This window comes from Yersinia sp. KBS0713 (assembly GCF_005937895.2).
GTDB lineage: Bacteria > Pseudomonadota > Gammaproteobacteria > Enterobacterales > Enterobacteriaceae > Yersinia > Yersinia bercovieri.
In genome coordinates, this window is sequence record NZ_CP042173.1 from 1,005,117 (window position 1) to 1,031,714 (window position 26,598).

Below are 26,598 nucleotides of genomic sequence, written 5' to 3' on the forward strand. Positions count from 1 at the left end.
TCAATCAGGGAGTTTTGTCAGTATTGGCTCAGGGGTTAAAGCGCCCCGGAGCCAGATATTATTGGCCTTCAGGGGCGTCGGTTAATGGCCCTTGGCCGCCTCTTCAATCAATGCGATGATCTCATTGGGATGGGAAGCCAGAGAGGCATGGCTGGAGTCGAGACGAATGGTTTTCTTCGGTTTCATCCGCTCAGTAAACCACTGCTGAGTTTCTGGCGGGATCATATTGTCCTGATTGGAAATCTGATACCAACTGGGTTTAGTTTTCCACGCCGGTTCTGCCGAGACGTCTTCAAAGCAGTGGCCTGAGGTCGGTTTCTGCGCGACAGCCATCACGATGGCTTCGGTTTTGTCTAAGTCGTGACAGAAACTTTCGTGGAATTTATCCCGCTTAATCCAAAGAAAACCATCTTGATCCGGAACCAAATTGGCTGCACCGGAAGGGAGGTCGCGCAGTTGGAAAATAGAGCCGAGGCTTTCACCTTTATCTGGCGCAAAGGCGGCAATATAGACCAGCCCGACAACCTGCGGCAGGTCGCCAAGTTGCGAAATCACCATCCCGCCATAGGAGTGGCCTACCAGAATCGTGGGGCCTTCCAGTGATGCCGCCAACTTTTTCGTACGTTCCACGTCATCTGCTAATGATGTCAATGGGTTTTGTACCGCGTAGACAGGATAGCCCTTGTCGTGTAGCGCAGGAATAACATGACGCCAGTGAGAGCCATCACCCCATGCGCCGTGTACCAATAGGATATTCGGTTTTTTTGCCATTTTATGCCCTGTATTATCAGTAAAGAACATTAAATAGGGATGTGGATAGGCTGATATCAGCTCTACCACAGACCCCTAAAGTATAGTTCAGGCATAGCTTTCCTGGAAACGTCGGCCGATATCACGGGCGGATGGCCTCGTTGATCCGCGAAGCTGAGCGGCCTTCTGTCATTTGAATTCAGGCGCTTATGGTGCAGGAAAAGTGAAGCGAGTATGAATCTCTTCCAATGCATCTAACACTTCCTGACTCAACACCACATTCTGGCTATCAATATTACTTTTCAGCTGCTCCAGTGTGGTTGCACCTAACAGTGTGCTGGCTACAAAGGGTTGTTGCCGCACGAAGGCCAATGCCATCTGCGCCGGATCGAGGCCGTGACGTTTTGCCAGCGCCACGTATTCAGCGACAGCTAACTGAGGTTGGCTGCCGGTATAACGGGTGAAACGACTGAACAGAGTATTGCGTGCACCAGCAGGTTTTGCGCCATTAAGGTATTTGCCGCTCAGGGTGCCGAATGCGAGGCTGGAGTAGGCCAGTAGTTCAACTCCTTCGTGCTGGCTAATCTCAGCTAAACCCACTTCAAAGCTGCGGTTAAGCAGGCTGTAGGGGTTTTGAATCGACACAATGCGCGGGAGATCATGTTTCTCTGCCAGTTGCAGATAACGCATTACTCCCCACGGCGTTTCATTCGAGACACCAATATAACGAATTTTACCGGCCCGCACTTGCTCATTCAGCGCTTCCAGGGTTTCAAGCAGGGTCACAACGGCGGTTTGTTCGCTATAGCGATAGTTCAGCTTGCCAAAACAGTTGGTCTCCCGCTGTGGCCAATGTAATTGATAAATATCGAGATAATCGGTATTGAGCCGCCGAAGGCTATCTTCCAGTGCGATGCGAATGTTTTTCCGATCCAGCGCCATATTCGGACGAATCGGCTGATCGCTGCCGCGAGATGGCCCGGAGACCTTGCTGGCTAAGATGATTTTATCCCGGCTACCGCGTGCTTTTATCCAATTCCCGATGTATTGCTCGGTTAACCCTTGGGTTTCTGGCCTTGGGGGAACAGGGTACATCTCTGCGGTATCGATTAAGTTAATACCAGCTGCAACGGCATAATCCAGTTGAGCATGGGCATCGGCTTCACTGTTTTGCTCACCAAAAGTCATGGTGCCCAGACCCAACAGGCTGACTTCTAGTGAACTGTGGGGGATACGATGATATTGCATTGCCGACCTTCCTTAATGTCTAAAATTATCAGGCCATACCCTGGGGACTTGGCGTTGCTGTCCCGCCAATGATTTGGGTATAAGTCAAACCCGCCTTATTCGACTATAACGAAGCGCAGCAGTAGGGGGAAGCCTGTAAGGCGAAAGTGTAAAAAAAAGTGAGAAACGGGTGCGTTGAACCGCACCCGGAGGTGATTATGCTTTTTTATCAGCAGGCTTACTTTTCTTTCCGCGCATCAGATTCAGGGTTTCAACACCCATTGAGAAGAACATTGCGAAGTAGATGTAGCCTTTTGGAATGTGGATCTGGAAACTTTCCAGCATCAGCGTGAAACCGACCAGAATCAGGAAAGAGAGCGCCAACATTTTGACTGATGGGTGACGGTTTACAAATTCACCAATCGGTCTGGCAGCAAACATCATCACACCCACAGAAATAATTACCGCAGCCATCATAATGAACAGATGGTCCGACAGCCCAACCGCTGTGATGACCGAATCCAGACTAAAGATGATATCCAGCAGCATGATTTGCACGATGGCACCGAAGAATGAGCTAACGTTGCTGCTGTGCTCAGTATCGCTGCCCTCGATGGTTTCATGAATTTCTTTACTGGCTTTCCAAATCAGGAATAACCCACCTAACAGCAGGATCAAATCCCGCATGGAGACACCATGACCCGCTAGGGTAAATAGCGGTTCAGTCAGGCGAATCACCCAAGCTATAGACGCCAGTAATGCCAAGCGCATTAACATTGCCCCAGCCAAACCTATACGGCGGGCTTTGTTCTGCTGCGCTTTAGGTAATTTTGCGACTACCAAAGAGAGGAAAATAATATTGTCTATCCCGAGAACGATCTCGAGGATAGTTAACGTGCCCAGGGCCAACCAGGCATTTGGATCGGCAATCCATTCAAACATTGCGCCTTTACACCTTACGGAAACACAAAAATACAATTATACGCTTTTATTTATCAATCGGAACATCTCTGAGGTGATTGGTGTGGTGACTTAGCCGCCAACAACATCTACTTCGGTGATATTTTACAATAGGAAGTGGCGAGCCAGCATAGGTCCGGTAAAGGTTTTTTTCAGATAAAATCCACGGGGTAAGGTCATGATAGGCTGCCCCTGCTCGCCGATGGCTTCGGTCAATGCGCGGCTATTGGCCGCCTTCGGGCGTAACTGCAACACCTCGCCATGGCGCGCTGTGATGGTTTCGACTCTACCTAAAACAATAAGGTCCATTAACTCTTCCCAGTCGCGACGTAGCAACTCATCTTCTTGCGCATTCGGGCTCCACAATAGAGGGGCACCAACCCTGCGTTCCGCCAGCGGAATGTGCCGCTCTCCTTCGACCGGCACCCACAAGACTCTGGCCAATTTATGCCGCACATGGCTATTTTCCCAAGTGATACCGCTATTTCCGGTCAATGGTGCGACGCAGACGAAGGTGGTTTCCAACGGCTTGCCTTGGCCGCTGATCGGAATGGTTTTCAGCTCAATCCCAATATCCGCAAAATCCTGCTCAGGTTTGCTGCCCGCGCTGGCCCCCAGATAGAACTCCAGCAACATGCCAACCCACCCCTTGACGCGTTTTAAGTCTGCTGGGATGAGCCATTGTGCACGTGCGGCCAACTCACCTAGGGTAAAACCCGACAAAGCTTGGGCGCGCTGAAAAAGTTGATGTTCATCGGTAGGAGGGGCTGGTGGCAGTGAATAAACAGACATTGATGGAAACCTGCTAAAGTCGGTTAAAAAACAAACTGAATTAAAAGTGGCAGTATATGTGTTGTTGCTTAGCGCAGTATAAATGAATAATAGCATGATTTAACGGAAGTTTTCTTGGCTTCGGCGAAGGAAATACTTTTACTCTGGCTATCTTGTGCACCTACTGACAGTAATAATGAACAGGATCTTACACCTATTTATCCACAGATTTCTTGGATAACCTCAGTAAATCACGATCACTGGTTCAATTTACAGCCTTGACGAGCGCTTTTTTTGCGAGTTTTGCTATTTTTTGCATAACTTTGCTTCATTATCTGTGGATAAAAACTGCATTGATGGATCTTTAGCCAGCACCAGATTCAAAACGGATATAGATCACATTTTGGGGGTGTGGATACCTGTGGGAAACCTGTTACTTGATTGAAATTAATCATTTATTTTTTTAGATATTTTTATCGTATTATTAGTTTAAAATGAGTTGTACCCGCTTTACCCTAGAGTTCTGCACACCTATATCCACAGAAAAAGTGAATAAAACAGTGTGTCGGTTCCTTAGGGTGTTTATAACTTTGCTAATATCTGTGAGTTATCCCAAAGTTATCAGGTTTTATTGCCTGATAAGCAGTGGTTTACCGCCTGTTCCTAGTGTGAAACAATCAGGGTATCTTTGCGTTTTTAAGCTTATCGAGGTAGTCCGGTGATCGATGATGATGGCTACCGCCCGAACGTGGGTATCGTAATTTGTAATCGGCAAGGCGAAGTGTTGTGGGCCAGGCGCTACGGCCAGCACTCTTGGCAGTTTCCTCAAGGGGGGATTAACCCCGGTGAAACACCAGAGCAGGCTATGTATCGCGAACTTTTTGAAGAGGTAGGACTGAACAAAAAGGATGTCCGAATTCTGGCTTCAACCCGTAACTGGTTACGTTATAAATTACCGAAACGTTTGGTGCGTTGGGATACAAAGCCGGTGTGCATCGGCCAAAAGCAACGATGGTTTCTGCTACAGTTAATGTGCAATGAAGCCGATATCAACATGCAACGCAGCAGTACCCCGGAGTTTGATGGCTGGCGATGGGTCAGTTATTGGTATCCGGTGCGTCAGGTGGTCTCTTTTAAACGTGATGTTTATCGTCGAGTAATGAAAGAGTTTGCTCCAACCGTCATGCCTGTACAGGAGATTGCTCCGCCACGGGTGCCGCCTGCTTATCGCCGTAAAAGAGGTTAAGTTAAGCCGATCATGCTCATGCGTTTGCGAGAAATAGTTGAGAAAGTGGCGATGGCAACCAGCCTGACGGATGCGTTAGAGCTGTTGGTCAATGAAACCTGTCTGGCGATGGACACGGAAGTTTGCTCGATTTATCTGGCAGATAATGACCGCCGTTGTTACTACCTGATGGCGACGCGGGGTTTGAAAAAACCTCGTGGTCGCATTATTACGCTGGCTTTTGACGAAGGTATCGTTGGGCTGGTGGGGCGTTTGGCCGAGCCAATTAACCTGGCTGATGCTCAGAGTCACCCCAGTTTTAAATATGTTCCGCAAGTCAAAGAGGATCGCTTCCGCGCGTTTCTTGGGGTGCCTATTATCTATCGCCGCCAGCTCCTTGGCGTGCTGGTGGTTCAGCAACGTGAGCATCGTCAGTTTGATGAGAGCGAAGAGTCGTTCATGGTCACGCTGGCGACACAGCTGGCGGGCATTCTTTCTCAATCTCAGCTTAATGCCATTTTTGGTCAATATCGTCAAACGCGAATTCGCGCTCTGGCTGCGGCACCCGGCGTGGCTGTTGCTGAAGGGTGGCAGGACACCTCCCAGCCCTCCCTCGATTTGGTTTATGAAGCCTCAACGCTTGACACTGTCCAGGAGCGCGAACGCCTAACTCAGGCGTTGGAAGAGGCCGGGGCTGAATTCCGCCGCTTTAGTAAGCGCTTTGCTGCCAGCTCACAAAAAGAGAGCGCGGCAATTTTTGATCTCTACTCCCACTTGCTAAATGACGCCCGCTTAAAGCGTGAGCTTTTCGCGCAAATTGATGCCGGTTCTGTGGCCGAATGGGCGGTGAAACAGGTGGTTGAACAATTTGCGGCGCAATTTGCCAACTTGCAAGACACCTACATGCGCGAGCGTGCTAGTGATCTGCGGGCATTAGGTTTGCGTTTGCTGTTTCACCTCGACGACAGCACTTCCGGGGCCAGCCAATGGCCTGAGCGGTTTATTCTGGTCGCCGATGAGCTAACCGCAACATTATTGGCTGAGGTGCCACAGGATCGTCTGGTCGGTGTGGTGGTGCGTGACGGTGCGGCTAACTCCCACGCCGCTATTTTGGTGCGCGCCATGGGGATCCCGACGGTAATGGGCGCGGATATCCAGCCAGCACTGCTGAGTCAGCGGCTATTGATTGTCGATGGCTATCGTGGCGAGGTGTTGGTCGATCCTGAGCCTGTGCTGATCAAAGAGTATCAGCGGCTGGTCACCGAAGAGATTGAACTCAGCAAGCTGGCTGAGGATGAGGTCGAACAACCTGCAGCCCTGAAAAGTGGTGAACGGATTCAGGTCATGCTGAACGCCGGTCTTAGCCCGGAACATGAAAAACTGCTGGGGGGACGAGTCGATGGCGTGGGCCTCTACCGCACTGAAATTCCATTCATGTTACAAAGCGGTTTCCCTTCAGAAGAGGAGCAAGTCGCGCAATATCAAGGCATGTTGCAGCTTTATCCCAACAAATCCGTGACTTTGCGTACCCTGGACATTGGCGCAGATAAGCAACTGCCCTACATGCCCATTAGCGAAGAGAACCCTTGTCTGGGCTGGCGCGGCATCCGTGTTACCCTCGATCAGCCGGAGATCTTTTTGATCCAGGTCAGAGCGATGCTTCGCGCCAATGCAGGCACCGGGAATCTGGGTATTTTATTACCGATGATCACCAGTCTGGAAGAGGTCGATGAAGCCAAACGTCTGATTGACCGCGCCGGGCGCGAGGTTCAGGAAGTATTGGGTTATGAGTTACCACAGCCGAAATTGGGCGTGATGATTGAAGTCCCGGCGATGATCTTTATGTTGCCTTACCTGAAATCTCGAGTCGATTTCATCTCGGTGGGTACCAATGATCTAACACAATATTTGCTGGCAGTAGATCGCAACAACACTCGTGTTGCCTCGCTGTATGACAGCCTGCATCCGGCAGTGCTGCAAGTGCTAAGCCACATTTTGACGCAAGCGACACAAGCAGGTTTGCAGGTGAGTTTGTGTGGTGAAATGGCTGGCGATCCTATGGGCGCGCTGCTGCTGGTTGGATTGGGCTATCGCAATCTCAGTATGAATGGCCGCAGTGTGGCACGAATTAAATATCTGCTGCGTAATATTGATTTGGCAGATGCACAAGCATTGGCTGAGCGGGTATTAACCGCACAAATGACCACTGATGTGCGTCACTTAACAGCGGCGTTTATGGAACGCCGAGGGTTGGGTGGGTTGATTCGCGGCGGTAAGTAACTTTATCCGTTGAAACTCATCGGCATTCATAGGTTTGTTCGATGTCAACAACCTCAATGAGTTCGGGGATATCCATAAAAGCTTTTGGCGGATAATCCTCACTTTCAGGATCACTGTTGTTTACAGAACTTTTCCTTCCGGTGCGCCCCTAAGTGACCGCCTATGCTATTATGCGCAACTTGTGGCCCTAACCGGCAAGAACACCTGTTTTCCCAAAAACAATAGACATTCCGTGGTGATAGATGAGCAATAGCTATCTGGCGTTTCCTAAATTCGATCCGGTCATTTTCTCAATTGGCCCGGTTTCACTTCATTGGTATGGCCTGATGTACCTGGTCGGCTTCGTCTTCGCCATGTGGTTGGCGGTTCGTCGGGCCAACAAGCCAGGTAGCGGCTGGACTAAAGAAGAGGTCGAAAATCTCCTTTACGCCGGTTTCCTCGGTGTGTTTGTTGGTGGCCGTGTCGGTTATGTTCTGTTCTACAACCTGCCGATGTTCCTCGATAACCCCCTCTACCTGTTTAAAGTCTGGGATGGCGGTATGTCATTCCACGGCGGTTTGATTGGTGTTATCTGCGTAATGTTGTGGTTCGCCCGCCGTACCAAGCGCCATTTCTTCCAAGTTGCCGACTTTATGGCACCGCTGATTCCCTTTGGTTTAGGTGCCGGTCGCCTCGGTAATTTTATCAATGGCGAGCTATGGGGCCGTGTCACGACCGATACCCCGTGGGCGATGCTATTCCCAACTTCCCGTGGCGAAGACATTGCGATTGTTGCTGCTGATCCGGCAAAATGGCAGGCAATATTTAACCAATATGGCGTATTGCCGCGTCACCCTTCGCAACTGTACGAAATGCTCCTTGAGGGGGTGGTGCTGTTTATCATCCTAAACCTGTTTATCCGCAAGCCGCGCCCGATGGGCAGTGTTTCTGGCCTGTTCCTGATTGGTTATGGTGTATTCCGCATTATCGTGGAGTGTTTCCGCCAGCCAGATGCTCAGCTTGGCTTGTTCGACGGCGTGATCAGCATGGGGCAGATCCTCTCTGTACCTATGATTCTGGCCGGTATCATTATGATGATTTGGGCGTATCGCCGTCCTGCGCAACAACTTTCGTGAGGTAACATGAAACAGTATCTGGATTTGATGAAAAAAGTGCTGGAAGAGGGCACCCCTAAAGATGACCGTACCGGTACAGGTACAGTATCGATTTTTGGGCATCAGATGCGTTTCAATTTACAAGACGGCTTCCCGCTGGTAACCACCAAACGCTGCCATTTGCGTTCGATCATCCATGAGCTGTTATGGTTCCTCAATGGCGATACCAATATTGGTTATCTGAAGGAAAATAGTGTCTCAATCTGGGATGAGTGGGCCGATGAGAATGGTGATCTTGGCCCGGTATATGGCAAGCAATGGCGTGCCTGGGGCGCTGCCGATGGGCGTCAGATTGACCAACTGAGCAACGTAGTAAAGCAGCTTAAGCAAGATCCTAATTCACGTCGCATTATTGTCTCCGCCTGGAATGTGGGTGAACTGGACCAAATGGCACTAGCACCTTGCCATGCTTTCTTCCAGTTCTACGTGGCTGATGGCAAGCTCTCTTGTCAGCTATATCAACGTTCTTGTGATGTGTTCCTTGGCTTGCCATTTAACATTGCCAGCTATGCATTACTGATACATATGATGGCGCAACAGTGTGATTTGGACGTTGGTGATTTTGTCTGGACGGGTGGCGATACTCACTTATACAGCAACCACATAGAGCAAACGCACCTGCAATTGAGCCGCGAACCTCGGGCATTGCCGAAGTTGATTATCAAACGTAAGCCTGACTCCTTATTTGATTATCACTTCGATGACTTTGAAATTGAAGGATATGATCCGCATCCGGGGATTAAAGCTCCGATCGCTATTTAATCTTCTGACCTTCTGACCGGAGCCGCAATGGCTCCGGTTTTATATCTGCTATCTTCATAACACCACCCCCATAATTGTCCTCTATCCTGCAATAAAAATGCGAGCCGTGCCGCACTCTTTTCTGCATTTATGTCATCGTAAATAAAATTTTGCGCACCGTTTCCAACCCTGATAATGAGTCACTAGACCTCAAATTTTAACGCCGTAAACTTGCGGCATGAAAATCGACATTGCACTCAATAAAATAGGGTTCATAAAGAACAATTTCCTGATAAAACAAAAAGGTATCAGCCTGATTGAAGTATTGCTGGTTATTGCATTGGTCGGTGTTATGGCGACATGGGGGGCGCAAAGTTGGCACCAATATCGGCAACGGGAAAGGCTGGCTGATAGCGCACGCCAGCTACTTGCCTTCTTAACACATTTGCAGGTACAGGCTAATCGCAGCAACGACACGGCATTATTGTGGATACAACAACATGGGCAAGGGTGCCTGGGCAGTGGTGATAAACCCACAGCGCCTTGTTCCGTATTAACCGGCAGAGTGTTTATTCCACCTTATCCTGATGTGGCTATCACTATGTCATTGCAAAAGAGTATTGGTTTCTATGGGGTAAGAAACACCGCGCAAGCAGGAAGCATCCTACTCAATAACCCCGCAGGGCGTATCCGGTTGATTATTTCCAGTCGGGGGCGAATGAGGCTATGTGGTGAAGGTCAGTCAATATCAGGTATTCACGTATGCTAAGGGTAATCATAAAGCCGATTGGGTCAATGCCGGAACAGACTTGGCATAAATCTATTTCAGGTTTTACATTGCCGGAAATGATGCTGGCATTAAGCATTGGCAGCATGATTGTGTTTGGCTCGGCACAGATTTTCCCCAAATTACGCCAACAGATATCAATATTACAGCAACACTATCGGTTGGAATTGGCACTTAGTCAGGCGATGGCGATGCTGGAAAAAGATTTGCGGCGAGCGGGTTTTTGCCATGGAGAGTGTCAAGGGAAGGCTATCACCACACATCATTATCCAGGTGAAGCCACCGACTCTTGCCTGATAGTTGCGTATGACCTTAACCGTAATGGCCGTTGGGAGGGGGAAAAGCATCAGGAATCCGAATACTTTGGCTATCGTTTGCGAAATAAGGCATTGGAAGCCCAGCGTGGGGAGCTGAATTGTGTTGGCGGTAGTTGGGAGCGAGTGTTTGACCCAAAAGAGGTCACCATAACGCATTTTTCTATTAGTCGATTACCCGAGCCAACATCTGCTCAGATTTACAAAGTGCAATTAGCTGGGCAAAGCACAGGTAATGCAACAGTCCATCATCAGCTTATTTATATGATTCGTGGGAATAATCTATGAAGCAGAATCGTCAACAAGGGGCCAGCACCTTAGCTGCTGTCGCCACACTTTTTGCTCTTGGTTTATTTCTACTGTCAGCTTTACACCGCCAATTGGACAATATTCAGCAAATCACAGCTGAAGAGCAGCGCCATTTACGGGCTTTTAATCAGGCGACCTCATCATTAGCCTGGGGAATAAACCAGCGTTGGTCATTCACTCTGCCATGGAGTGCTGGAGCAGCATGGCACTGTAATGAGCATCCACACTATGGCTTAAAAGCTTGTATTAAACCGGCATCGCTGACTGGATTTTTTATCTTGAGAGGGGAGAGCCAACCCTTTGGCGCACAGCCACCCTTGATGCTTTATCAGCGGGTCAAACTGGATGCTAATAAAATAAATAGGAAAAGCTATCAATTGGTTAAAGCCGCTCATGGCTGGTTGGACTTTTGCCCGGATAAGGATGCACAGTTTTGTCTTTATTAAGATGTTGCCACAGACCGCAATTTACCAAGGGGTTAGCCCATTCGCGGGAGTCGTCAGGATTTAGCCTGCCAGAAGCCTTAATAGCAGCACTGTTTTTCTCAGTTTCTCTGTTGGGATTGCTGCAATACCATCAGGCACTTTTACAGGGTTTTTCTGCTTTGTGGCAACAACGTCAGGCTTGGTCTCTGCTCCATCAGCATATTGAAAGTATCGGAGACGACACGCCTGATAGGCCTCTTATCTCTGGAATGAAGCCTAACTGGCTATATCGTCAATCGGTCGGCAGAGTTGAAGGGGAGTGCACCGAGTTTAATTTCACTATTGTGGTACGGCACAACCAACAAGCAGAACTAAGCCGTTGGTTTTGCCCGCTGAGTGAGATCTAGCCTCTGTCACGTCATGTACCAAGGGTGATAATGACGATAACCTATTGCACTCACTTATTATCAAGTTAGAGTATTAAACCTCAGGATTGATTCACAAGTGATAATCAGGTGGTTTAATCATTTATGAATGTTATCCATAGTGCCTTAAGGGAGTCATCATGTTCACGGTTTATCATTCTAATCAACTGGATTTACTCAAAGCGCTAACTACTGCGCTGATAGAACGAGAGCCGTTGGACAACCCTTTCCAGCAAGAAGTCGTGCTAGTTCAGAGCCCTGGTATGGCCCAATGGCTACAAATGCAACTGGCACAGCAGTTCAGTATTGCAGCCAATATTGAGTTTCCACTGCCCGCGACTTTTATCTGGGATATGTTTACCCGTGTCTTGCCGGGAATTCCCAAAGAGAGCGCATTTAGCAAAGACGCCATGACGTGGAAACTTATGTGGTTACTGCCAGATTTGCTGGATGATCCCGTGTTTGCGTCTATGAAACGCTACTTAAGTGATGACGGCGATAAACGTAAGATTCACCAACTTGCGGCACGGGTAGCCGACCTTTTTGACCAATATTTGGTGTATCGTCCGGAATGGCTTGAGGCTTGGGAACGTGGTCAACTCATTGAAAAACTGGATGATGCCCAGCTATGGCAAGCCAAATTATGGGTTAAACTGACAGACTATACCCGTGAATTGGATCAACCTGAATGGCACCGCGCTAATCTCTATCAGCGTTTTATCCGCATGCTACTCGACTCGGATATTTGCCCTGTTGGGCTACCAAAACGAGTATTTATTTGCGGTATATCGGCACTGCCTCCCATCTATTTGCAGGCGCTACAAGCACTGGGTAAGCATATTGATATCCATCTAATGTTTACCAACCCTTGCCGCTATTTCTGGGGGGATATTCAGGATTATGCCTTTTTGGCTAAGTTGCAAAGCCGTAAACGCAGGCATTATCGTGAATCGATTGAAGGCAAATCGATCGAAGTAAAACTGTTTCGTCATCCAGAACAAGCCGAACAACTATTCAATGCTGATGGAGAGCAGGATCTCAGTAACCCGCTATTAGCTTCATGGGGGCGGTTAGGCCGGGATCACATGTATCTATTGTCACAAGTTGATGATATCCAAGAGGTACATGCTTTTGTCGATATTGAGGCAGACAATTTATTGCATGGTATTCAGCACGATATGCTGGAGCTGGAAGATCACGCCATCATTGGTACCACACCGGAAACCTTAGCCCATAGCGACCAAAAACGGGTATTAGATCCAGCTGATCGATCTTTGAGTCTACATGTTTGTCACAGCCCGCAAAGGGAAGTTGAGGTTCTACAAGATAACCTGTTGAGATTATTAGCCGCCGATCCTGAGCTAACCCCACGCGACATCATTGTGATGGTCGCCGACATTGACAGTTATACCCCCTATATTCAGGCTACATTTGGTAATGCGACGGGGGGGCGTTATCTGCCCTTTGCTATCTCTGATCGTAAAGCCAGTCAGGCCCATCCGGTGTTACAAGCTTTTATTACCTTACTTGATCTCCCCCATAGCCGCTTTACCTCCGAGCAAGTATTGGCGCTGCTGGAAGTTCCTGCCTTAGCCAATAAATTTGCTATTACCGAAGATGGATTGCGTCGCTTGCGACAATGGGTGGGGGAGTCGGGTATTCGTTGGGGGTTGGATGATGACAATGTTCGAGAGCTATCTTTGCCCGCGACGGGGCAGCACACTTGGCATTTTGGCATAACCCGCATGTTGCTCGGTTATGCCATGGACAGTGGAGCCGGGGATTGGCAAGGTGTCTTGCCATATGATGAATCAAGTGGTTTGGCGGCGGAACTTGCCGGGCAACTGGCTGATATGTTGATGCACTTGAGCCAATGGCGGCTACTGTTAAGTGAATCACGTTCACTCAGCGACTGGTTACCATTATGCCGCAGCTTATTGGATACTTTCTTCGAGTCCGATAATGATACTGAGGCTGTTTTGGTGCTGATTGAACAGCAGTGGCAGAAGGTTGTCAGCTATGGTATTGCCGCTCAGTATCCGGATGTTGTGCCGCTTAATTTGTTACGTGATGAACTGGCCTCACGTTTGGACAATGAGCGCATCAGCCAGCGTTTCCTCGCGGGGCCAATCAACTTCTGTACCCTGATGCCAATGCGCTCTATCCCGTTTAAAGTCGTTTGCTTATTGGGCATGAACGACGGTATTTACCCACGAACACTTCCGCCGCTGGGATTTGATTTGATGGCAAAACAGGTTCGGCGTGGTGATCGCAGCCGCCGTGATGATGACCGTTATCTGTTCCTCGAAGCACTTCTTTCTGCCCAGCAACAGCTTTATATCAGTTATATCGGGCGTTCAATTCAAGACAACAGCAAGCGCTACCCTTCAGTGCTGGTGAGTGAATTGATTGAATATATTTCGCAAAGTTATCATTTGCCGGGAGATGAAGAGCTTAGTGCTGATGACAGCGCTAAACGAGTCATTAAGCACCTGCTCTGTTTACATGCTCGCATGCCATTTTCGGTAGGAAACTTCATCGAAAACAGTGAATTACAGAGTTACGCTGCGGAGTGGTTACCCTCCGCTGAATCCAAAGGGCTGGCACATCCAGAGTTTAATCAACCTCTGTCGCCTGAACCCTTACCTGAAATTACCTTAGATGAGTTAATTCGTTTCTTTCGTCATCCTGTCAGGGCATTCTTCCAGCTACGGTTAGGGGTGAATTTTGTTATTGAAGAAACGGAATTGCCAGATGAAGAGCCATTTACCTTAGATAACCTCAACCGTTACCAGTTTAACACCCAGTTGCTGAATGCACTTATAGATGATGGTGATATTAGCACCGTATTTACTCGTGCCCGAGCAGCTGGCAGCTTGCCTTATGGGGCCTTTGGTGAGCTTTACTGGGAGAGTCAGCAAGAGGAAATGGTGCCATTAGCTGAACAGATTAGTACTGAACGTAAAGAGAGCCATAGTATTGAACTTAATATTGAATTTGGTGACACCACTCTTACGGGCTGGATTCATCAGGTTCAGGAGGATGGACTTATTCGTTGGCGACCAGCGGCATTGACAGCTGTCGATGGGCTTTTATTGTGGGTTGAACATTTGGTGTATTGCGCCGCAGGTGGTGAGGGTGAAAGCCGAATGTATGGCCGCAAAGGAACCGCCTGGCGCTATGATTCTTTGGGTTGCGATGAGGCTCGGCAATATTTACAGCAGCTAATGACGGGATATCAGCAAGGGATGTGTGAACCTCTGCTACTGTTGAGTAAAAGTGGTTGGGCATGGCTGAGTCACTGCTTTGATAGCGAATCTGGTCAGATTCTGTGGGATGAAGAAACGCAGACTAAAGCAATAATGAAACTTTTACAGGTCTGGCAAGGGGATCTGCGAGTTGCCGGAGAGGGGGAGGATTACTACGTAAAAAGGGTGCTCCGCCTGATGGATAACCAACATCTGGACATGATATTGCACGAAACGGAACGTTATTTATTACCGATTGCCCGCCATAATAAGGCATGAAAACTGCGCGTCACTCAAGTAGATGATCGTACATATTCAATACAAAAGAGCTGGATATGTGTTTTAGCGGCAATTTTAAAGGGGTTAGGGGAGAAACGGAATGCATAAACAGTTTGCCCGCACTATTGGCATATTTTTCTTATTAAGTTTGCTGGCACCACTGAGCTGGGCGGCGGCACCTGCATGGCAACCACTGGCAGAAGCTATTCACAAAAGTGAACATGATTTACGTAAATATCAGGCAATAAAACTGCCAAATGGTATGACCGTATTATTAGTTTCTGATGCACAAGCACCTAAATCATTGGCCGCGCTGGCATTGCCGGTCGGTTCATTGGAGGACCCTAATAATCAGCTAGGTTTGGCTCATTATCTGGAGCACATGTTATTGATGGGATCTAAACGTTTTCCTGAACCAGGTAGTTTCTCTGAATTTCTGAAGAAACATGGTGGCAGTCATAATGCGAGTACCGCCTCTTATCGAACCGCCTTTTACCTTGAAATTGAAAACGATGCATTAGCTCCTGCAGTTGACCGACTGGCGGATGCCATTGCCGAGCCCTTGCTAGACCCAATTAATGCTGATCGCGAACGTAATGCAGTCAATGCAGAATTGACGATGGCCCGCTCCCGCGATGGGATGCGTATGGCACAGGTTAATGCTGAAACCCTTAATCCAGCACATCCGAGTGCACGTTTCTCTGGCGGTAATCTCGATACGCTGAAAGATAAGCCTGATGGCAAGTTACATGATGAATTATTGAGTTTCTATCATCGCTACTATTCTGCCAATCTGATGGTGGGAGTGCTGTATAGCAATCAGTCACTGGAACAATTAGCACAATTAGCGGCTGATACATTTGGTCGAATTCCTAATCGGGATGCAAAAGTACCACCGATTACAGTACCGGCAGTCACCCCTGATCAAACTGGAATTATTATCCATTATGTTCCGGCCCAGCCTCGTAAACAGCTAAAAATAGAGTTTCGCATTGAGAACAACAGTGCAGAGTTTCGCAGTAAAACAGATACCTACATTAGTTATTTGATCGGCAATCGCAGCAAAGACACACTATCTGACTGGCTGCAAAAACAGGGATTGGCAGATGCAATTAATGCCGGCGCTGACCCGATGGTAGACCGCAACGGAGGGGTATTCTCCATCTCTGTATCACTCACCGATAAAGGCTTGGCCAAACGTGATGTAGTGGTTGCGGCCATCTTCGATTACATCAATATGTTGCACAAAGACGGCATTAAAAAGAGCTATTTTGATGAGATCGCTCATGTCTTAAATCTTGATTTCCGCTATCCCTCAATCACGCGAGATATGGATTACATCGAGTGGCTGGTGGATATGATGCTGCGAGTGCCTGTCGCACATGTACTTGATGCGCCTTATCTGGCTGATCACTATGATCCTAAGGCCATTGCCGCCCGCTTGGCTGAAATGACACCAGAAAATGCACGAATCTGGTTTGTTAGCCCTGAAGAGCCTCACAACAAAGTAGCGTATTTTGTCGATGCACCTTATCAGGTCGATAAAATAAGCCCTAAAGAGATGAAAGAGTGGCAACAATTAGGTGGGGATATCTCGCTGAGCCTACCGGCACTTAACCCTTACATTCCGGATAATTTTGAGCTGATTAAAGCAGATAAAAATATTACCCATCCACAAAAAGTGGCTGAACAACCGGGCTTACGGGTGTTTTACATGCCAAGCCAATACTTTGCTGATGAACCGAAAGCTGATATCTCAGTTGCTTTTCGTAATCAGCACGCCTTGGATACTGCCCGTAATCAGGTTCTGTTTGCCCTAACCGACTATTTGGCCGGCCTTTCACTCGACGAACTGAGCTATCAAGCCTCTATTGGTGGGATTAGCTTCTCAACGGCACCAAACAATGGTTTGTATGTTAGTGCTAACGGCTTTACGCAGCGGATGCCGCAGTTGTTAACCTCACTGGTTGAAGGCTACTCCAATTTCACACCAACGGAAGATCAACTGGTGCAGGCCAAGTCTTGGTATCGTGAGCAGTTGGAAGTTGCCGAAAAGGGCAAAGCTTATGAACTGGCGATCCAGCCGGCCAAGTTGTTATCTCATGTGCCCTATTTTGAGCGCAATGAGCGGCGTGAATTGCTCAATACGATTAGCGTGCAGGATGTCGTGACCTACCGTAATAGTATGCTCAAGCAATCTGCCATTGAGGTATTGGCGGTGGGTAATATGACGGCCCCACAGGTTACTGCGCTGGCGGAGTCATTGAAGAAACAACTAGGTTTGACGGGAACCACTTGGTGGACTGGCGAAGATGTTGTGGTCGATAAGGCCCAGTTGGCCAATATGGAACGAGTTGGTAGCAGCTCTGATGCTGCGCTGGCTGCAGTTTATGTACCTACCGGTTATTCAGAAATTGATGGTATGGCGCATAGCGCCTTACTGGGGCAAATTGTTCAGCCGTGGTTCTATGATCAACTGCGCACGGCGGAGCAACTTGGTTATGCGGTATTTGCTTTCCCAATGTCTGTTGGACGTCAGTGGGGTTTAGGATTCTTACTGCAAAGTAACAGTAAACAACCTGATTACCTTTATCAGAGATATCTGGCTTTCTATCCACAGGCTGAAAAACGGCTGCGTGAAATGAAGTCGACTGATTTTGAACAATATAAGCAGGGGCTAATCAATCAATTGCTACAACGTCCGCAAACACTGGATGAAGAAGCTAGCCGTTATAGTAATGATTTTAATCGTAATAATTTTGCTTTTGATAGTCGTGAGAAAATGATTGCTCAAGTGAAGTTGCTAAATAGCGCCGCGCTGGCTGATTTCTTCCAGCAAGCAGTCATTAAGCCGCAAGGACTGGCACTGCTTTCTCAGGTGAAAGGCCAAGGGCAAACGACGGGCGGGTATGCGGTGCTTAAAGGATGGACTACCTATCCAAGCGCCTCCGCCTTGCAGGCGACCTTGCCGCAGAAGGTATTGGCTCCATGACATCAATGACCCCCCAGCGGCTAGAGCCGCTAACGCTCCCCCTATATGGCGAGAGGCTAATTGAAGCTTCAGCCGGAACGGGTAAGACTTTTACCATTGGGGTACTTTATCTAAGGTCGCTACTTGGCTTGGGTGGAGAGGCTGCGTTTAGTCGCCCCCTTATGGTCGAGGAGATCCTGGTGGTGACCTTTACCGAAGCAGCAACTGAAGAGTTAAGGGGGCGAATCCGCGACAATATTCATGAGTTGCGAATAGCTTGCGTGCGGGGAGTCAGCGATAACCCAATGCATAAGGCCTTATTAGCCGAAATCATTGATTTAAGTGAGGCCGCCGCACAACTGCTGGCGGCTGAGCGCCAGATGGATGAAGCTGCAATTTATACCATCCATGGCTTTTGTCAGAGAATGCTGGCTAATAATGCTTTTGAATCTGGCATTTTGTTTGAACAAACACTGGTGCAGGATGAACTGCCATTACGCAGACAAGCCTGCGCCGATTTTTGGCGGCGTCACTGCTATCCGCTCCCTTTAGCTGTCGCTCGAGCTGTCAGTCAGGAGTGGAGCGGGCCAGAAGCACTACTCAAAGATCTTTCAGCCTATCTACAGGGCGAAACGCCAAAGTTTCGGCAAGCGCCCGGTGATGATGAAACGATAGTTAGTCGGCATCAGCAGATCATAGTGCAAATTGATGCGCTCAAAACGCAATGGTGCGAAGCCGCGCCTGAATTAGAGGCCTTGATCAGCAGCTCTGGTGTTGATAAACGTAGCTACAGCGCTCGATATTTACCTAGCTGGCTGGAAAAAGTCGGTGCATGGGCAGAGCAGGAGACGACCGATTATCAGTTACCTAAAGAGCTGGAAAAATTCCGTCAGTCAATATTATCTGAAAAAACTAAAAAGGGTGCAGCTCCACAACATGCCCTATTCGGTGCCATAGACCGCATATTCGAGCAACCACTGACGTTAAGAGATTTAATTTTAGCCCGTGCAATCAGTGAGATACGAACATCCGTTCAGCAGGAAAAACGGCAACGTGCGGAGCTGGGATTTGATGACCTGCTTAGCAAACTGGATGTGGCATTACAGCAACCGGGTGGTGAGCTATTGGCCCAATCTATTCGTAGCCGTTATCCTGTCGCAATGATTGATGAGTTTCAGGATACCGATCCTCAGCAATACCGTATCTTCCACACGCTTTATAGTGGGCAAAAAGAGTGCGGCCTACTACTGATTGGTGATCCTAAACAGGCTATTTATGCTTTCCGTGGTGCAGATATCTTTACCTATATTCGTGCCCGTTCTGAAGTAAGCGCCCACTACACACTAGAGACAAACTGGCGCTCCTCCTTCCCGATGGTGCAATCAGTTAATCGGCTGTTTAGTTTGGTCGACGTGCCTTTCCTGTTTGAACAAATTCCTTTTATAAATGTGTCTGCTGCGGAAAAAAACAGCCGCTTATCTTTCGAAATTAAAGGAAAAAAGCAGCCCGCTATCTCTTTTTGGTTGCAGCCAGGAGAGGGCGTCGGAGTGAGCGAGTACCAACAATTGATGGCGCAACAGTGTGCGGCTCAAATCCGTGACTGGTTAACCGCAGGCCAAAATGGGCTGGCTCAATTAGTGACAGTCGATGGCTCAAGACCAGTTCAAGCATCTGATATCACTATTTTGGTGCGCAGCCGGGCAGAGGCCGCATTAGTGCGTGATGCACTGAGTGCATTAGCCATCCCATCGGTTTATTTATCTAATCGTGACAGTGTGTTTGATACCGCAGAAGCTAAAGATCTGCTGTGGTTGTTGCAAGCGGTGCTGGCTCCAGAGCAGGAGCGGGCACTGCGTAGTGCAATGGCGACAGGAGTGCTCGGGCTGGATGCAAAAATGCTGGATGCATTGAATCACGATGAGCGAGCTTGGGATGCTTTGGTAGCGGAGTTCGATGGCTATCGCCAACATTGGCAGCGCCGCGGTGTACTGCCTATGTTGCGGGAGATTATGGCTCACCGCCATTTAGCTGAAAACCTGCTCGCGACACCAGGTGGCGAGCGTCGGCTGACAGATGTGCTGCATTTAGGTGAGCTATTGCAAGAAGCTGCATCACAGCTTGATAGTGAGCACGCACTTATCCGCTGGCTGGCACAACAAATAGCGCAACCCAATCATCAGTCAGATAATCAACAGCTGCGCTTGGAAAGTGACCGCCATTTAGTGCAGGTCATCACGATCCATAAATCGAAAGGGTTGGAGTATCCACTGGTTTGGTTACCCTTCGTTGGCAATTTCCGCCAACAGCAGGAGGTGTTGTACCACGATCGCCTCAGCTTTGAAGCATTACTTGATCTGAATGCGGATGCAGAGAGTCAGGCTCTGGCAGAGGAGGAGCGGCTGGCGGAGGATTTACGGTTACTCTATGTTGCGCTGACCCGTGCGGTTTACCATTGCAGTGTGGGCATTGCCCCGCTGATTAAAGGCGGGCGGAAAAAGCAGGGCGAAAGCGACATGCACCGCAGCGCGTTAGGTTATCTGGTGCAACAGGGGCTGGCGGGTGATGCACAATATTTGGCCGATAAATTAGCAGAATTAACCGCCGTAACAGACGGCGATATTTCTGTTTCACTGGCAGAGCGTCCGGACGATACACCGTGGCAGCCGCAGCCGGAGATTTTGCCGGCGCTTGCTGCGCGCCAGTTTAACCGACAAGTACAGGATTATTGGCGTGTCACCAGTTATTCTGGCTTACAGCAGCATGGCTCCGGTAAAGGTGGCGCATCACAGCCCCTTAATGTGCCACTGCAAGAGTTGCTTCCACGGCTAGATACCGATGCTGTTGGTGAGCAGGCACTAATCACCGAAGCGAATTTAACCCCCCATACTTTCCCACGCGGCGCAGCACCGGGGACTTTCCTACATGACTTACTCGAGCAGATGGATTTTAGTCAGCCTATTGAGCAAAGCTGGTTGGCAGAGCAGTTGCAGTTACAGGGTTTTGGCGAGCAATGGTCGCCAATGCTGTATCAGTGGCTAAATGACACTGTACAGGTTCCTCTCAATACAAGCGGTGTGACCTTGGCTGGATTAACGCCACAGAGCAAGCAGGCAGAATTACAATTTTATCTGCCAATCGACACTTTGCTCCGAGCCAGTGAATTGGATGCTTTAATCAAAAGCTTTGATTCACTATCTCGACAGTGCCCAGCGCTGGATTTCCTGCAAGTTAGAGGGATGCTTAAGGGGTTTATTGACCTGGTTTTCTGCTGGCAGGGCAAGTATTACTTATTGGATTACAAATCAAACTGGTTAGGTGAGGAGAGTAGCGCCTATACCCAAGAGGCGATGGCGCAAGCTATGGCTGAGCATCGTTATGATCTGCAGTATCAGCTCTATACACTGGCATTGCACCGCTATTTGCGCCACCGATTGGCTCATTATGATTATCAGCGCGACTTTGGTGGTGTCATTTATCTCTTCCTGCGTGGTGTCGATAAGCAACATCCGGGTAACGGTATTTTTAGTTGCCGTCCTGAACTGGGGTTGATTGAAGGAATGGATTGTTTGTTCAGTGGTCGTGAAATTAATCGTGATGCTATCCAGGCAGATGGGAGGGTATCACTATGATGGCGTTACTGAATCAGGCGGTTGGTAACCACTTACTGCGTCCGCTGGATCTTCAGTTTTCACTCATGATCGCGGGCGACAATGATCCAATGCTGCAATTGGCCGCCGCTATTCTCAGTGCAGAAGCGGGGGCTGGGCATGTGTGTCTACCATTAAGCTATTTGCAGCCCGATCAGCTATTTGGTGGGCGACAGTCGGCGTTATCACAAGCACTGTGGCAGGCTGCGGGTGCGCCAGATGAGTCGTGTTGGATACAGGCATTTAATCACTCTCCAGCTGTGAGTGACGGCTCACAGCCAACGCCGCTGGTTTTGCAAAATGACCGTTTGTATCTGCAACGAATGTGGCAGTACGAAGGGGATGTAGTCCGATTTATTGCCAGCGACAGTACGGCGGCATGGGCTAATGAACCTCGAGAGGTAAACGAAGCGCTATTAAGAACCACACTAGACCGCTTGTTCGGCCTAGCGGAGTCTGAGGTTGACTGGCAGAAAGTGGCCGCCGCCGTTGCTGCTACCCGTCGTATTTCCGTGATCTCCGGTGGGCCAGGAACAGGGAAAACGACCACAGTAGCAAAGTTACTGACCGCGCTGATACAGCTGAGTCAAGGGCAACGTTTACGTATCCAACTGGCCGCACCAACCGGTAAAGCGGCTGCTCGATTAACCGAGTCACTGGGCAATGCCATTCGACAACTTCCGCTGACGGATGATGAGCGCAAACTATTGCCAGATCAAGCATCCACGTTACACCGCTTGTTAGGGGCGCAACCTAACAGCCAGCGCTTGCGTTACCACCGTGGCAATCCGTTAAATCTTGATGTGCTGGTGGTCGATGAAGCATCAATGGTGGATTTACCGATGATGGCGCGGTTAATTGCAGCTCTGCCCGCGAAAGCTCAAGTTATTTTTCTTGGCGATCGTGACCAGTTGGCCTCGGTTGAGGCCGGTGCGGTATTGGGTGATATTTGTCGTTTTGCTGAATGGGGTTATAGCGAATCACGGGCTGAACAATTAGTGCGGTTAACCGGGTGTGCATTAACTGATAGTAGATTGATCGATAGTAGATTGATCGATAGTACATTGACCAATAGTACATTGACCGGAATCATCCCCATTGGTGATGTGCCAAAAGATACACTCAATGTCCGTGATAGCTTGTGTTTACTGCGCAAAAGCTACCGTTTTGATGAAAAATCAGGTATTGGGCAGCTCGCTTTAGCCGTTAATGCCGGGAAGTATCACAATGCATTATCAGTTTTAAGTGGCACCTATTCTGACATCGAATGCTTCTCTCTGGCCGATTCAGATGACTACCAGGTATTGCTGGAGGATTGTGCCGCTAGCTATCAGCACTACCTTCAGTTGGCGACATCCGGTGCTCATGCGGTTGATGTATTGGCGGCATTTGGCCGCTACCAGTTGCTGTGTGCATTACGCACCGGGCCATTTGGGGTCAGCGGCTTAAATGAGCGGATTGAGCAGTTGTTGCATCGCAAGCGGTTAATTGAGAGAGCATCTGGGCCTGCGGGGCGTTGGTATGTTGGCCGACCAGTAATGATTGGGCTCAATGACAGTGCTCTGGGCCTGTTTAATGGGGATATTGGTATTGCGCTATATGACTCAGAGGGCGAGCTTCGGGTGCATTTCCAGTTGCCCGATGGCAATATCAAGTCGGTACAGCCTAGCCGTCTTCCCACTCATGAGACCGCTTATGCCATGACAGTTCATAAATCTCAAGGATCGGAGTTTGAACACACGGCATTAGTATTGCCCAACACCTTTATGCCAGTGCTCACCCGTGAATTGGTTTATACCGCGATCACCCGTGCTCGTCAGCGATTAACACTCTATTGCAGTGATACCGTGCTGAGTCATGCGATACGGACACCCACGCAGCGTCGTAGCGGGTTAGTTGATCGTCTGAATGAGTTGAATAAATAAAACCAATGGGGGCAGCCCCTCAGACTGTGGACAAACCCCGATGACTCGATTTGGAACGGCGAGGACGGGTGGAAGAGTCAAGCGTCCGCGCCAGGGATGGCGCGGCACGAGCCTCCAGAGAGGGATTTACGGCGTCTTGATGATCTACCCGTTCTCTCTGCACAGACGACTTTGTCAATAACCTCTGGGGACAGCAGCTCCCTTGATGTCATCGACTAATCGTTACAAGTCGGCCAGCAGAATCTTTGAGCGCCGTTGATAGTTATATAACTCCTGCTTCTGAATCGGTAAAACTTCGACCTCCGCTGGAGTAAAGCCGCGCTCTTGGAACCAGTGAATGCTACGGGTGGTTAACACAAACAGCTTTTTAAGGCCCATTTGGCGCGCCTGATTCGCGACTCGTTTGAGAAGCATCTCCCCACGGGAGGAGCTGCGATAGTCCGGGTGCACGGCCACACAGGCCATTTCACCGATTTGCTCCTCGGGAAATGGATAAAGTGCAGCGCAGGCAATCGTCAGGTTATCTCGCTCAATAATGGTGAACTTATCGATCTCCATCTCAAGCTGTTCCCGTGAGCGGCGCACTAAAATCCCTTGTTGTTCCAGTGGGCGAATCAGCTCCAGTATGCCGCCAATATCATTAATGGTTGCACGGCGCACTTGTTCCGCACTCTCCATAACAATTTGAGTACCGATACCATCACGGGAGAAAAGCTCTTGCACTAGCGCGCCATCTTCCTGATAACTCAGCAAATGGCTACGGCGCACACCGCTGCGGCAGGCTTTTACTGCCCCACGTAGAAAACGTACTGTACCTGAGTTGTAATCACCCTCGTGCTCAAGATCCTCGATCCGTTTTTGAGCATCATTGGGGAACAGTTCGGAAATAATATTGCCTTCGCTGTCCGTCACCCCTTGGGATGAGCAGAAACCGATCATTTTTTCAGCTTTGAGTTTGATGGCTAATTGTGTCGCCACCTCTTCTGATGTGAGATTAAAACTCTCGCCAGTCACCGAGACAGCAACCGGCCCCAGCAATACGATAGCGCCATTATCCAATTGACGATGGATAGCCTCTTCATCGATCCGCCGAATGCGTCCGCTATGGCAATAATCAACACCGTCATCAACGCCTAATGGTTGAGCAATAATAAAGTTGCCGCTAACCACATTAATATGCGCACCTTGCAGCGGAGTATTATTTAAGCTCATTGATAATCTGGCGGTGATATCCAGCTGCAATAAGCCCGCTGCCTGCTTAACCATTTCCAGTGTTCGGGCATCAGTGACTCGGGTATGCTTGTGATAAATAGGTTCGTAGTGATGCTGCGCCAGATTACTATCGATTTGTGGGCGTGCGCCGTATACCACGACCAGCCGAATGCCAAGACTATGCAGTAAACCGATATCGTTGACGATGCTAGAGAAATTCTCATGTTCAATCGCCTCACCACCCAACATGACGACAAATGTCTTGCCACGGTGTGCGTTGATATAGGGAACTGAGTGACGAAATCCCTGGACCAGTTCAGTACTACGTTCCTTCACGGCAGACCCTCATTGAATTTTTATTCGCTATTTTTGTATTTTTATTCTTTTTTGATCAAGATGGCAAGCAACAAATTACGATCAATTGCATATGTATGGTGCATAGCTATTAATAAATTGAATAACATAAAAATGTTTTTCTAATGACAGCATTGAATTGATTGGTTAAAGTTTTTCCTCATAAAACTTTTTTGTTTGTTTTTTATTCATATTTTGGTAGTTATTTTGGAGTTACATGGCAGATTCAAATCATAATTCTGGGCGTCGCCGTCTATTACAAGGTGCTGCCGCAGCCTGGATGCTGAGTGTCAGCCGGGTTGGATTTGCTGCTTCTTCGCACATTATCGCCGTCAGGATCTGGCCCTCTTCAACTTATACTCGGGTGACGCTGGAATCCAATACCCCGCTGAAATATCGTCAATTCGCGCTGAAAAATCCTGACCGCATTGTGGTTGATATTGAGGGTGTGCATCTCAATAGTGTACTAAAAGAGATTAGTGGTCAGGTGCAGTCCGGCGATCCTTACCTCAAGCAAGCCCGGGTTGGGCAGTTTGATAAAAATACTGTCCGCTTGGTTTTGGAGTTGAAACAGAGTATCAGCCCACAACTATTTACACTGAAACCCTTTGCTAAGTTTCGTAACCGCTTGGTAGTGGATTTATATCCTGAACAGGGCAGTACCTCGATTGAAGACGATCCCTTACTGGCATTATTGGAAGATTATAATAAGGGCAACGTGGAGCGTAATTTACCCGCAGAGACAGCCAAAGTGGGTAAAGCGGGGCGGGATAGGCCGATTGTTATCATGCTAGATCCTGGGCACGGTGGTGAAGATCCCGGTGCTATTGGACGAAATAAGACTCGCGAGAAAGATATTGTGTTGCAAATTGCCCGTCGGCTGCGGGCGTTGATTCAGAAAGAAGCAAATATGCGGGTGTTTATGACCCGCAATGAAGATGTCTTTATCCCGCTGAAAGTGCGAGTAGCAAAAGCCCGTAAACAGCGCGCGGATTTATTTATTTCTATTCATGCCGATGCATTCACCAGTCAGGCCGCCAGAGGTTCCTCTGTTTTTGCGCTATCGACCAAGGGCGCAACCAGTACCGCCGCACGTTTTTTGGCCCAAACACAGAATGAAGCAGACCAAATTGGTGGGGTCAGTAAAAGTGGGGATCGCTACCTGGACCATACCATGATTGATTTGCTGCAAACGGCGACCATCAATGACAGCCTGAAGTTTGGTAAAGAGGTGCTTAACCGCATGGGCAAAATTAATAAGCTGCATAAGAACAGTGTCGATCAGGCGGGCTTCGCTGTTTTGAAAGCGCCTGATATTCCATCCATTTTGGTTGAAACAGCATTTATCAGCAATCTGGAAGAAGAGCGGAAATTGCGCACCAGCCATTTTCAGCAGCAAGTGGCTGAATCTATTTTCGCTGGCATCAAAGCCTATTTCGCTAATGGTGGGGCGCTGGCACGGGTGTAATCAGTCGGGGAGTTACTATTGATAGCCGCAGGGGTGAGATAGCCCTTGCTGGGGGAGTTCTCGATACTCATTGGAGGCCAGAAACAAAAAAACACCCTTTAGGGTGCTTGATGTTGATATGAAGAT

General features: G+C 48.8%; 18 protein-coding genes. 13 read left to right on the top strand and 5 right to left on the bottom strand.

The window, feature by feature from the left end:
• Window positions 1–81 precede the first annotated feature (81 nt).
• From FFE93_RS04655 to mutH, 4 genes are all read right to left on the bottom strand, one after another.
• Window positions 82–771 carry an alpha/beta hydrolase gene (locus tag FFE93_RS04655; RefSeq protein ID WP_032897319.1) on the bottom strand — a complete coding sequence of 230 codons (690 nt, stop codon included), beginning with the start codon at window positions 769–771 and terminating at the stop codon, window positions 82–84.
• A 186-nt stretch (window positions 772–957) separates the two neighbouring features.
• A complete protein-coding gene (locus FFE93_RS04660; protein ID WP_005272884.1) occupies window positions 958–1,998 on the bottom strand; it encodes an NADP(H)-dependent aldo-keto reductase in 1,041 nt (346 codons plus the stop codon).
• 195 nt (window positions 1,999–2,193) lie between these two features.
• Entirely contained in the window at window positions 2,194–2,919 is a 726-nt protein-coding gene (locus FFE93_RS04665) for a TerC family protein (protein WP_005272887.1), read from the bottom strand.
• Window positions 2,920–3,042: 123 nt separating this feature from the next.
• Window positions 3,043–3,729, bottom strand: coding sequence for a DNA mismatch repair endonuclease MutH (mutH, locus tag FFE93_RS04670; protein WP_057647716.1), 687 nt, complete (start codon window positions 3,727–3,729; stop codon window positions 3,043–3,045).
• Window positions 3,730–4,426: 697 nt separating this feature from the next.
• Here mutH and rppH point away from each other — a divergent pair.
• The 12 genes from rppH to recD all read left to right on the top strand — a co-directional run bounded on the left by rppH (window position 4,427) and on the right by recD (window position 23,438).
• Window positions 4,427–4,954 (top strand): RNA pyrophosphohydrolase, encoded by a 528-nt coding sequence (gene rppH, locus FFE93_RS04680; protein ID WP_005272897.1) that lies wholly within the window; start codon window positions 4,427–4,429, stop codon window positions 4,952–4,954.
• Between the two features lie 12 nt (window positions 4,955–4,966).
• A complete protein-coding gene (ptsP, locus tag FFE93_RS04685) occupies window positions 4,967–7,213 on the top strand; it encodes a phosphoenolpyruvate--protein phosphotransferase (protein ID WP_049602550.1) in 2,247 nt (748 codons plus the stop codon).
• A gap of 242 nt (window positions 7,214–7,455) precedes the next feature.
• Entirely contained in the window at window positions 7,456–8,328 is an 873-nt protein-coding gene (lgt, locus tag FFE93_RS04690; protein ID WP_005272902.1) for a prolipoprotein diacylglyceryl transferase, read from the top strand.
• A gap of 6 nt (window positions 8,329–8,334) precedes the next feature.
• Window positions 8,335–9,129, top strand: a complete 795-nt coding sequence (gene thyA, locus FFE93_RS04695) for a thymidylate synthase (protein WP_005272904.1) — start codon at window positions 8,335–8,337, stop codon at window positions 9,127–9,129.
• A 217-nt stretch (window positions 9,130–9,346) separates the two neighbouring features.
• The gene (locus tag FFE93_RS04700) at window positions 9,347–9,877 is read left to right on the top strand and encodes a prepilin peptidase-dependent protein (RefSeq protein WP_054872590.1); all 531 of its coding nucleotides are present in this window, start codon (window positions 9,347–9,349) and stop codon (window positions 9,875–9,877) included.
• A complete protein-coding gene (locus FFE93_RS04705) occupies window positions 9,871–10,497 on the top strand; it encodes a prepilin peptidase-dependent protein (protein ID WP_054872591.1) in 627 nt (208 codons plus the stop codon). Before FFE93_RS04700 ends, FFE93_RS04705 begins: the two co-directional genes overlap by 7 nt.
• Entirely contained in the window at window positions 10,494–10,964 is a 471-nt protein-coding gene (locus FFE93_RS04710; protein WP_032897291.1) for a YgdB family protein, read from the top strand. The genes FFE93_RS04705 and FFE93_RS04710 overlap by 4 nt, the downstream gene beginning before the upstream one ends.
• A complete protein-coding gene (locus tag FFE93_RS04715) occupies window positions 10,952–11,350 on the top strand; it encodes a prepilin-type N-terminal cleavage/methylation domain-containing protein (RefSeq protein WP_032897293.1) in 399 nt (132 codons plus the stop codon). The genes FFE93_RS04710 and FFE93_RS04715 overlap by 13 nt, the downstream gene beginning before the upstream one ends.
• A 158-nt stretch (window positions 11,351–11,508) precedes the next feature.
• Window positions 11,509–14,895 carry an exodeoxyribonuclease V subunit gamma gene (gene recC, locus FFE93_RS04720; RefSeq protein WP_049602552.1) on the top strand — a complete coding sequence of 1,129 codons (3,387 nt, stop codon included), beginning with the start codon at window positions 11,509–11,511 and terminating at the stop codon, window positions 14,893–14,895.
• A 100-nt stretch (window positions 14,896–14,995) separates the two neighbouring features.
• Complete coding sequence (gene ptrA / locus FFE93_RS04725; protein ID WP_049602553.1) at window positions 14,996–17,887, top strand: pitrilysin; 2,892 nt, start codon at window positions 14,996–14,998, stop codon at window positions 17,885–17,887.
• Complete coding sequence (gene recB, locus FFE93_RS04730) at window positions 17,884–21,495, top strand: exodeoxyribonuclease V subunit beta (protein WP_138775205.1); 3,612 nt, start codon at window positions 17,884–17,886, stop codon at window positions 21,493–21,495. Before ptrA ends, recB begins: the two co-directional genes overlap by 4 nt.
• Window positions 21,492–23,438: an exodeoxyribonuclease V subunit alpha gene (gene recD, locus FFE93_RS04735; RefSeq protein ID WP_138774865.1), complete on the top strand. Its 1,947-nt coding sequence runs from the start codon at window positions 21,492–21,494 to the stop codon at window positions 23,436–23,438. The genes recB and recD overlap by 4 nt, the downstream gene beginning before the upstream one ends.
• A 222-nt stretch (window positions 23,439–23,660) precedes the next feature.
• Here the strand turns inward: recD and argA are convergent, their stop codons facing one another.
• Window positions 23,661–24,986: an amino-acid N-acetyltransferase gene (gene argA, locus FFE93_RS04740; protein WP_032897301.1), complete on the bottom strand. Its 1,326-nt coding sequence runs from the start codon at window positions 24,984–24,986 to the stop codon at window positions 23,661–23,663.
• A 235-nt stretch (window positions 24,987–25,221) separates the two neighbouring features.
• On the opposite strand from argA, the gene amiC reads away from it, so the two are divergent.
• Window positions 25,222–26,472 (top strand): N-acetylmuramoyl-L-alanine amidase AmiC, encoded by a 1,251-nt coding sequence (amiC, locus tag FFE93_RS04745; protein ID WP_005272930.1) that lies wholly within the window; start codon window positions 25,222–25,224, stop codon window positions 26,470–26,472.
• Window positions 26,473–26,598 lie beyond the last annotated feature (126 nt).

What these genes read in the sequence shown, in the direction of transcription:
- FFE93_RS04655 (WP_032897319.1), bottom strand. Translation starts at nt 771, where the DNA reads ATGGCAAAAAAACCGAATATCCTATTGGTACACGGCGCATGGGGTGAT.
- FFE93_RS04660 (WP_005272884.1), bottom strand. Translation starts at nt 1,998, where the DNA reads ATGCAATATCATCGTATCCCCCACAGTTCACTAGAAGTCAGCCTGTTG.
- FFE93_RS04665 (WP_005272887.1), bottom strand. Translation starts at nt 2,919, where the DNA reads ATGTTTGAATGGATTGCCGATCCAAATGCCTGGTTGGCCCTGGGCACG.
- mutH (WP_057647716.1), bottom strand. Translation starts at nt 3,729, where the DNA reads ATGTCTGTTTATTCACTGCCACCAGCCCCTCCTACCGATGAACATCAA.
- ptsP (WP_049602550.1), top strand. Translation starts at nt 4,967, where the DNA reads ATGCTCATGCGTTTGCGAGAAATAGTTGAGAAAGTGGCGATGGCAACC.
- lgt (WP_005272902.1), top strand. Translation starts at nt 7,456, where the DNA reads ATGAGCAATAGCTATCTGGCGTTTCCTAAATTCGATCCGGTCATTTTC.
- thyA (WP_005272904.1), top strand. Translation starts at nt 8,335, where the DNA reads ATGAAACAGTATCTGGATTTGATGAAAAAAGTGCTGGAAGAGGGCACC.
- FFE93_RS04700 (WP_054872590.1), top strand. Translation starts at nt 9,347, where the DNA reads ATGAAAATCGACATTGCACTCAATAAAATAGGGTTCATAAAGAACAAT.
- FFE93_RS04705 (WP_054872591.1), top strand. Translation starts at nt 9,871, where the DNA reads ATGCTAAGGGTAATCATAAAGCCGATTGGGTCAATGCCGGAACAGACT.
- FFE93_RS04710 (WP_032897291.1), top strand. Translation starts at nt 10,494, where the DNA reads ATGAAGCAGAATCGTCAACAAGGGGCCAGCACCTTAGCTGCTGTCGCC.
- recC (WP_049602552.1), top strand. Translation starts at nt 11,509, where the DNA reads ATGTTCACGGTTTATCATTCTAATCAACTGGATTTACTCAAAGCGCTA.
- ptrA (WP_049602553.1), top strand. Translation starts at nt 14,996, where the DNA reads ATGCATAAACAGTTTGCCCGCACTATTGGCATATTTTTCTTATTAAGT.
- recB (WP_138775205.1), top strand. Translation starts at nt 17,884, where the DNA reads ATGACATCAATGACCCCCCAGCGGCTAGAGCCGCTAACGCTCCCCCTA.
- recD (WP_138774865.1), top strand. Translation starts at nt 21,492, where the DNA reads ATGATGGCGTTACTGAATCAGGCGGTTGGTAACCACTTACTGCGTCCG.
- amiC (WP_005272930.1), top strand. Translation starts at nt 25,222, where the DNA reads ATGGCAGATTCAAATCATAATTCTGGGCGTCGCCGTCTATTACAAGGT.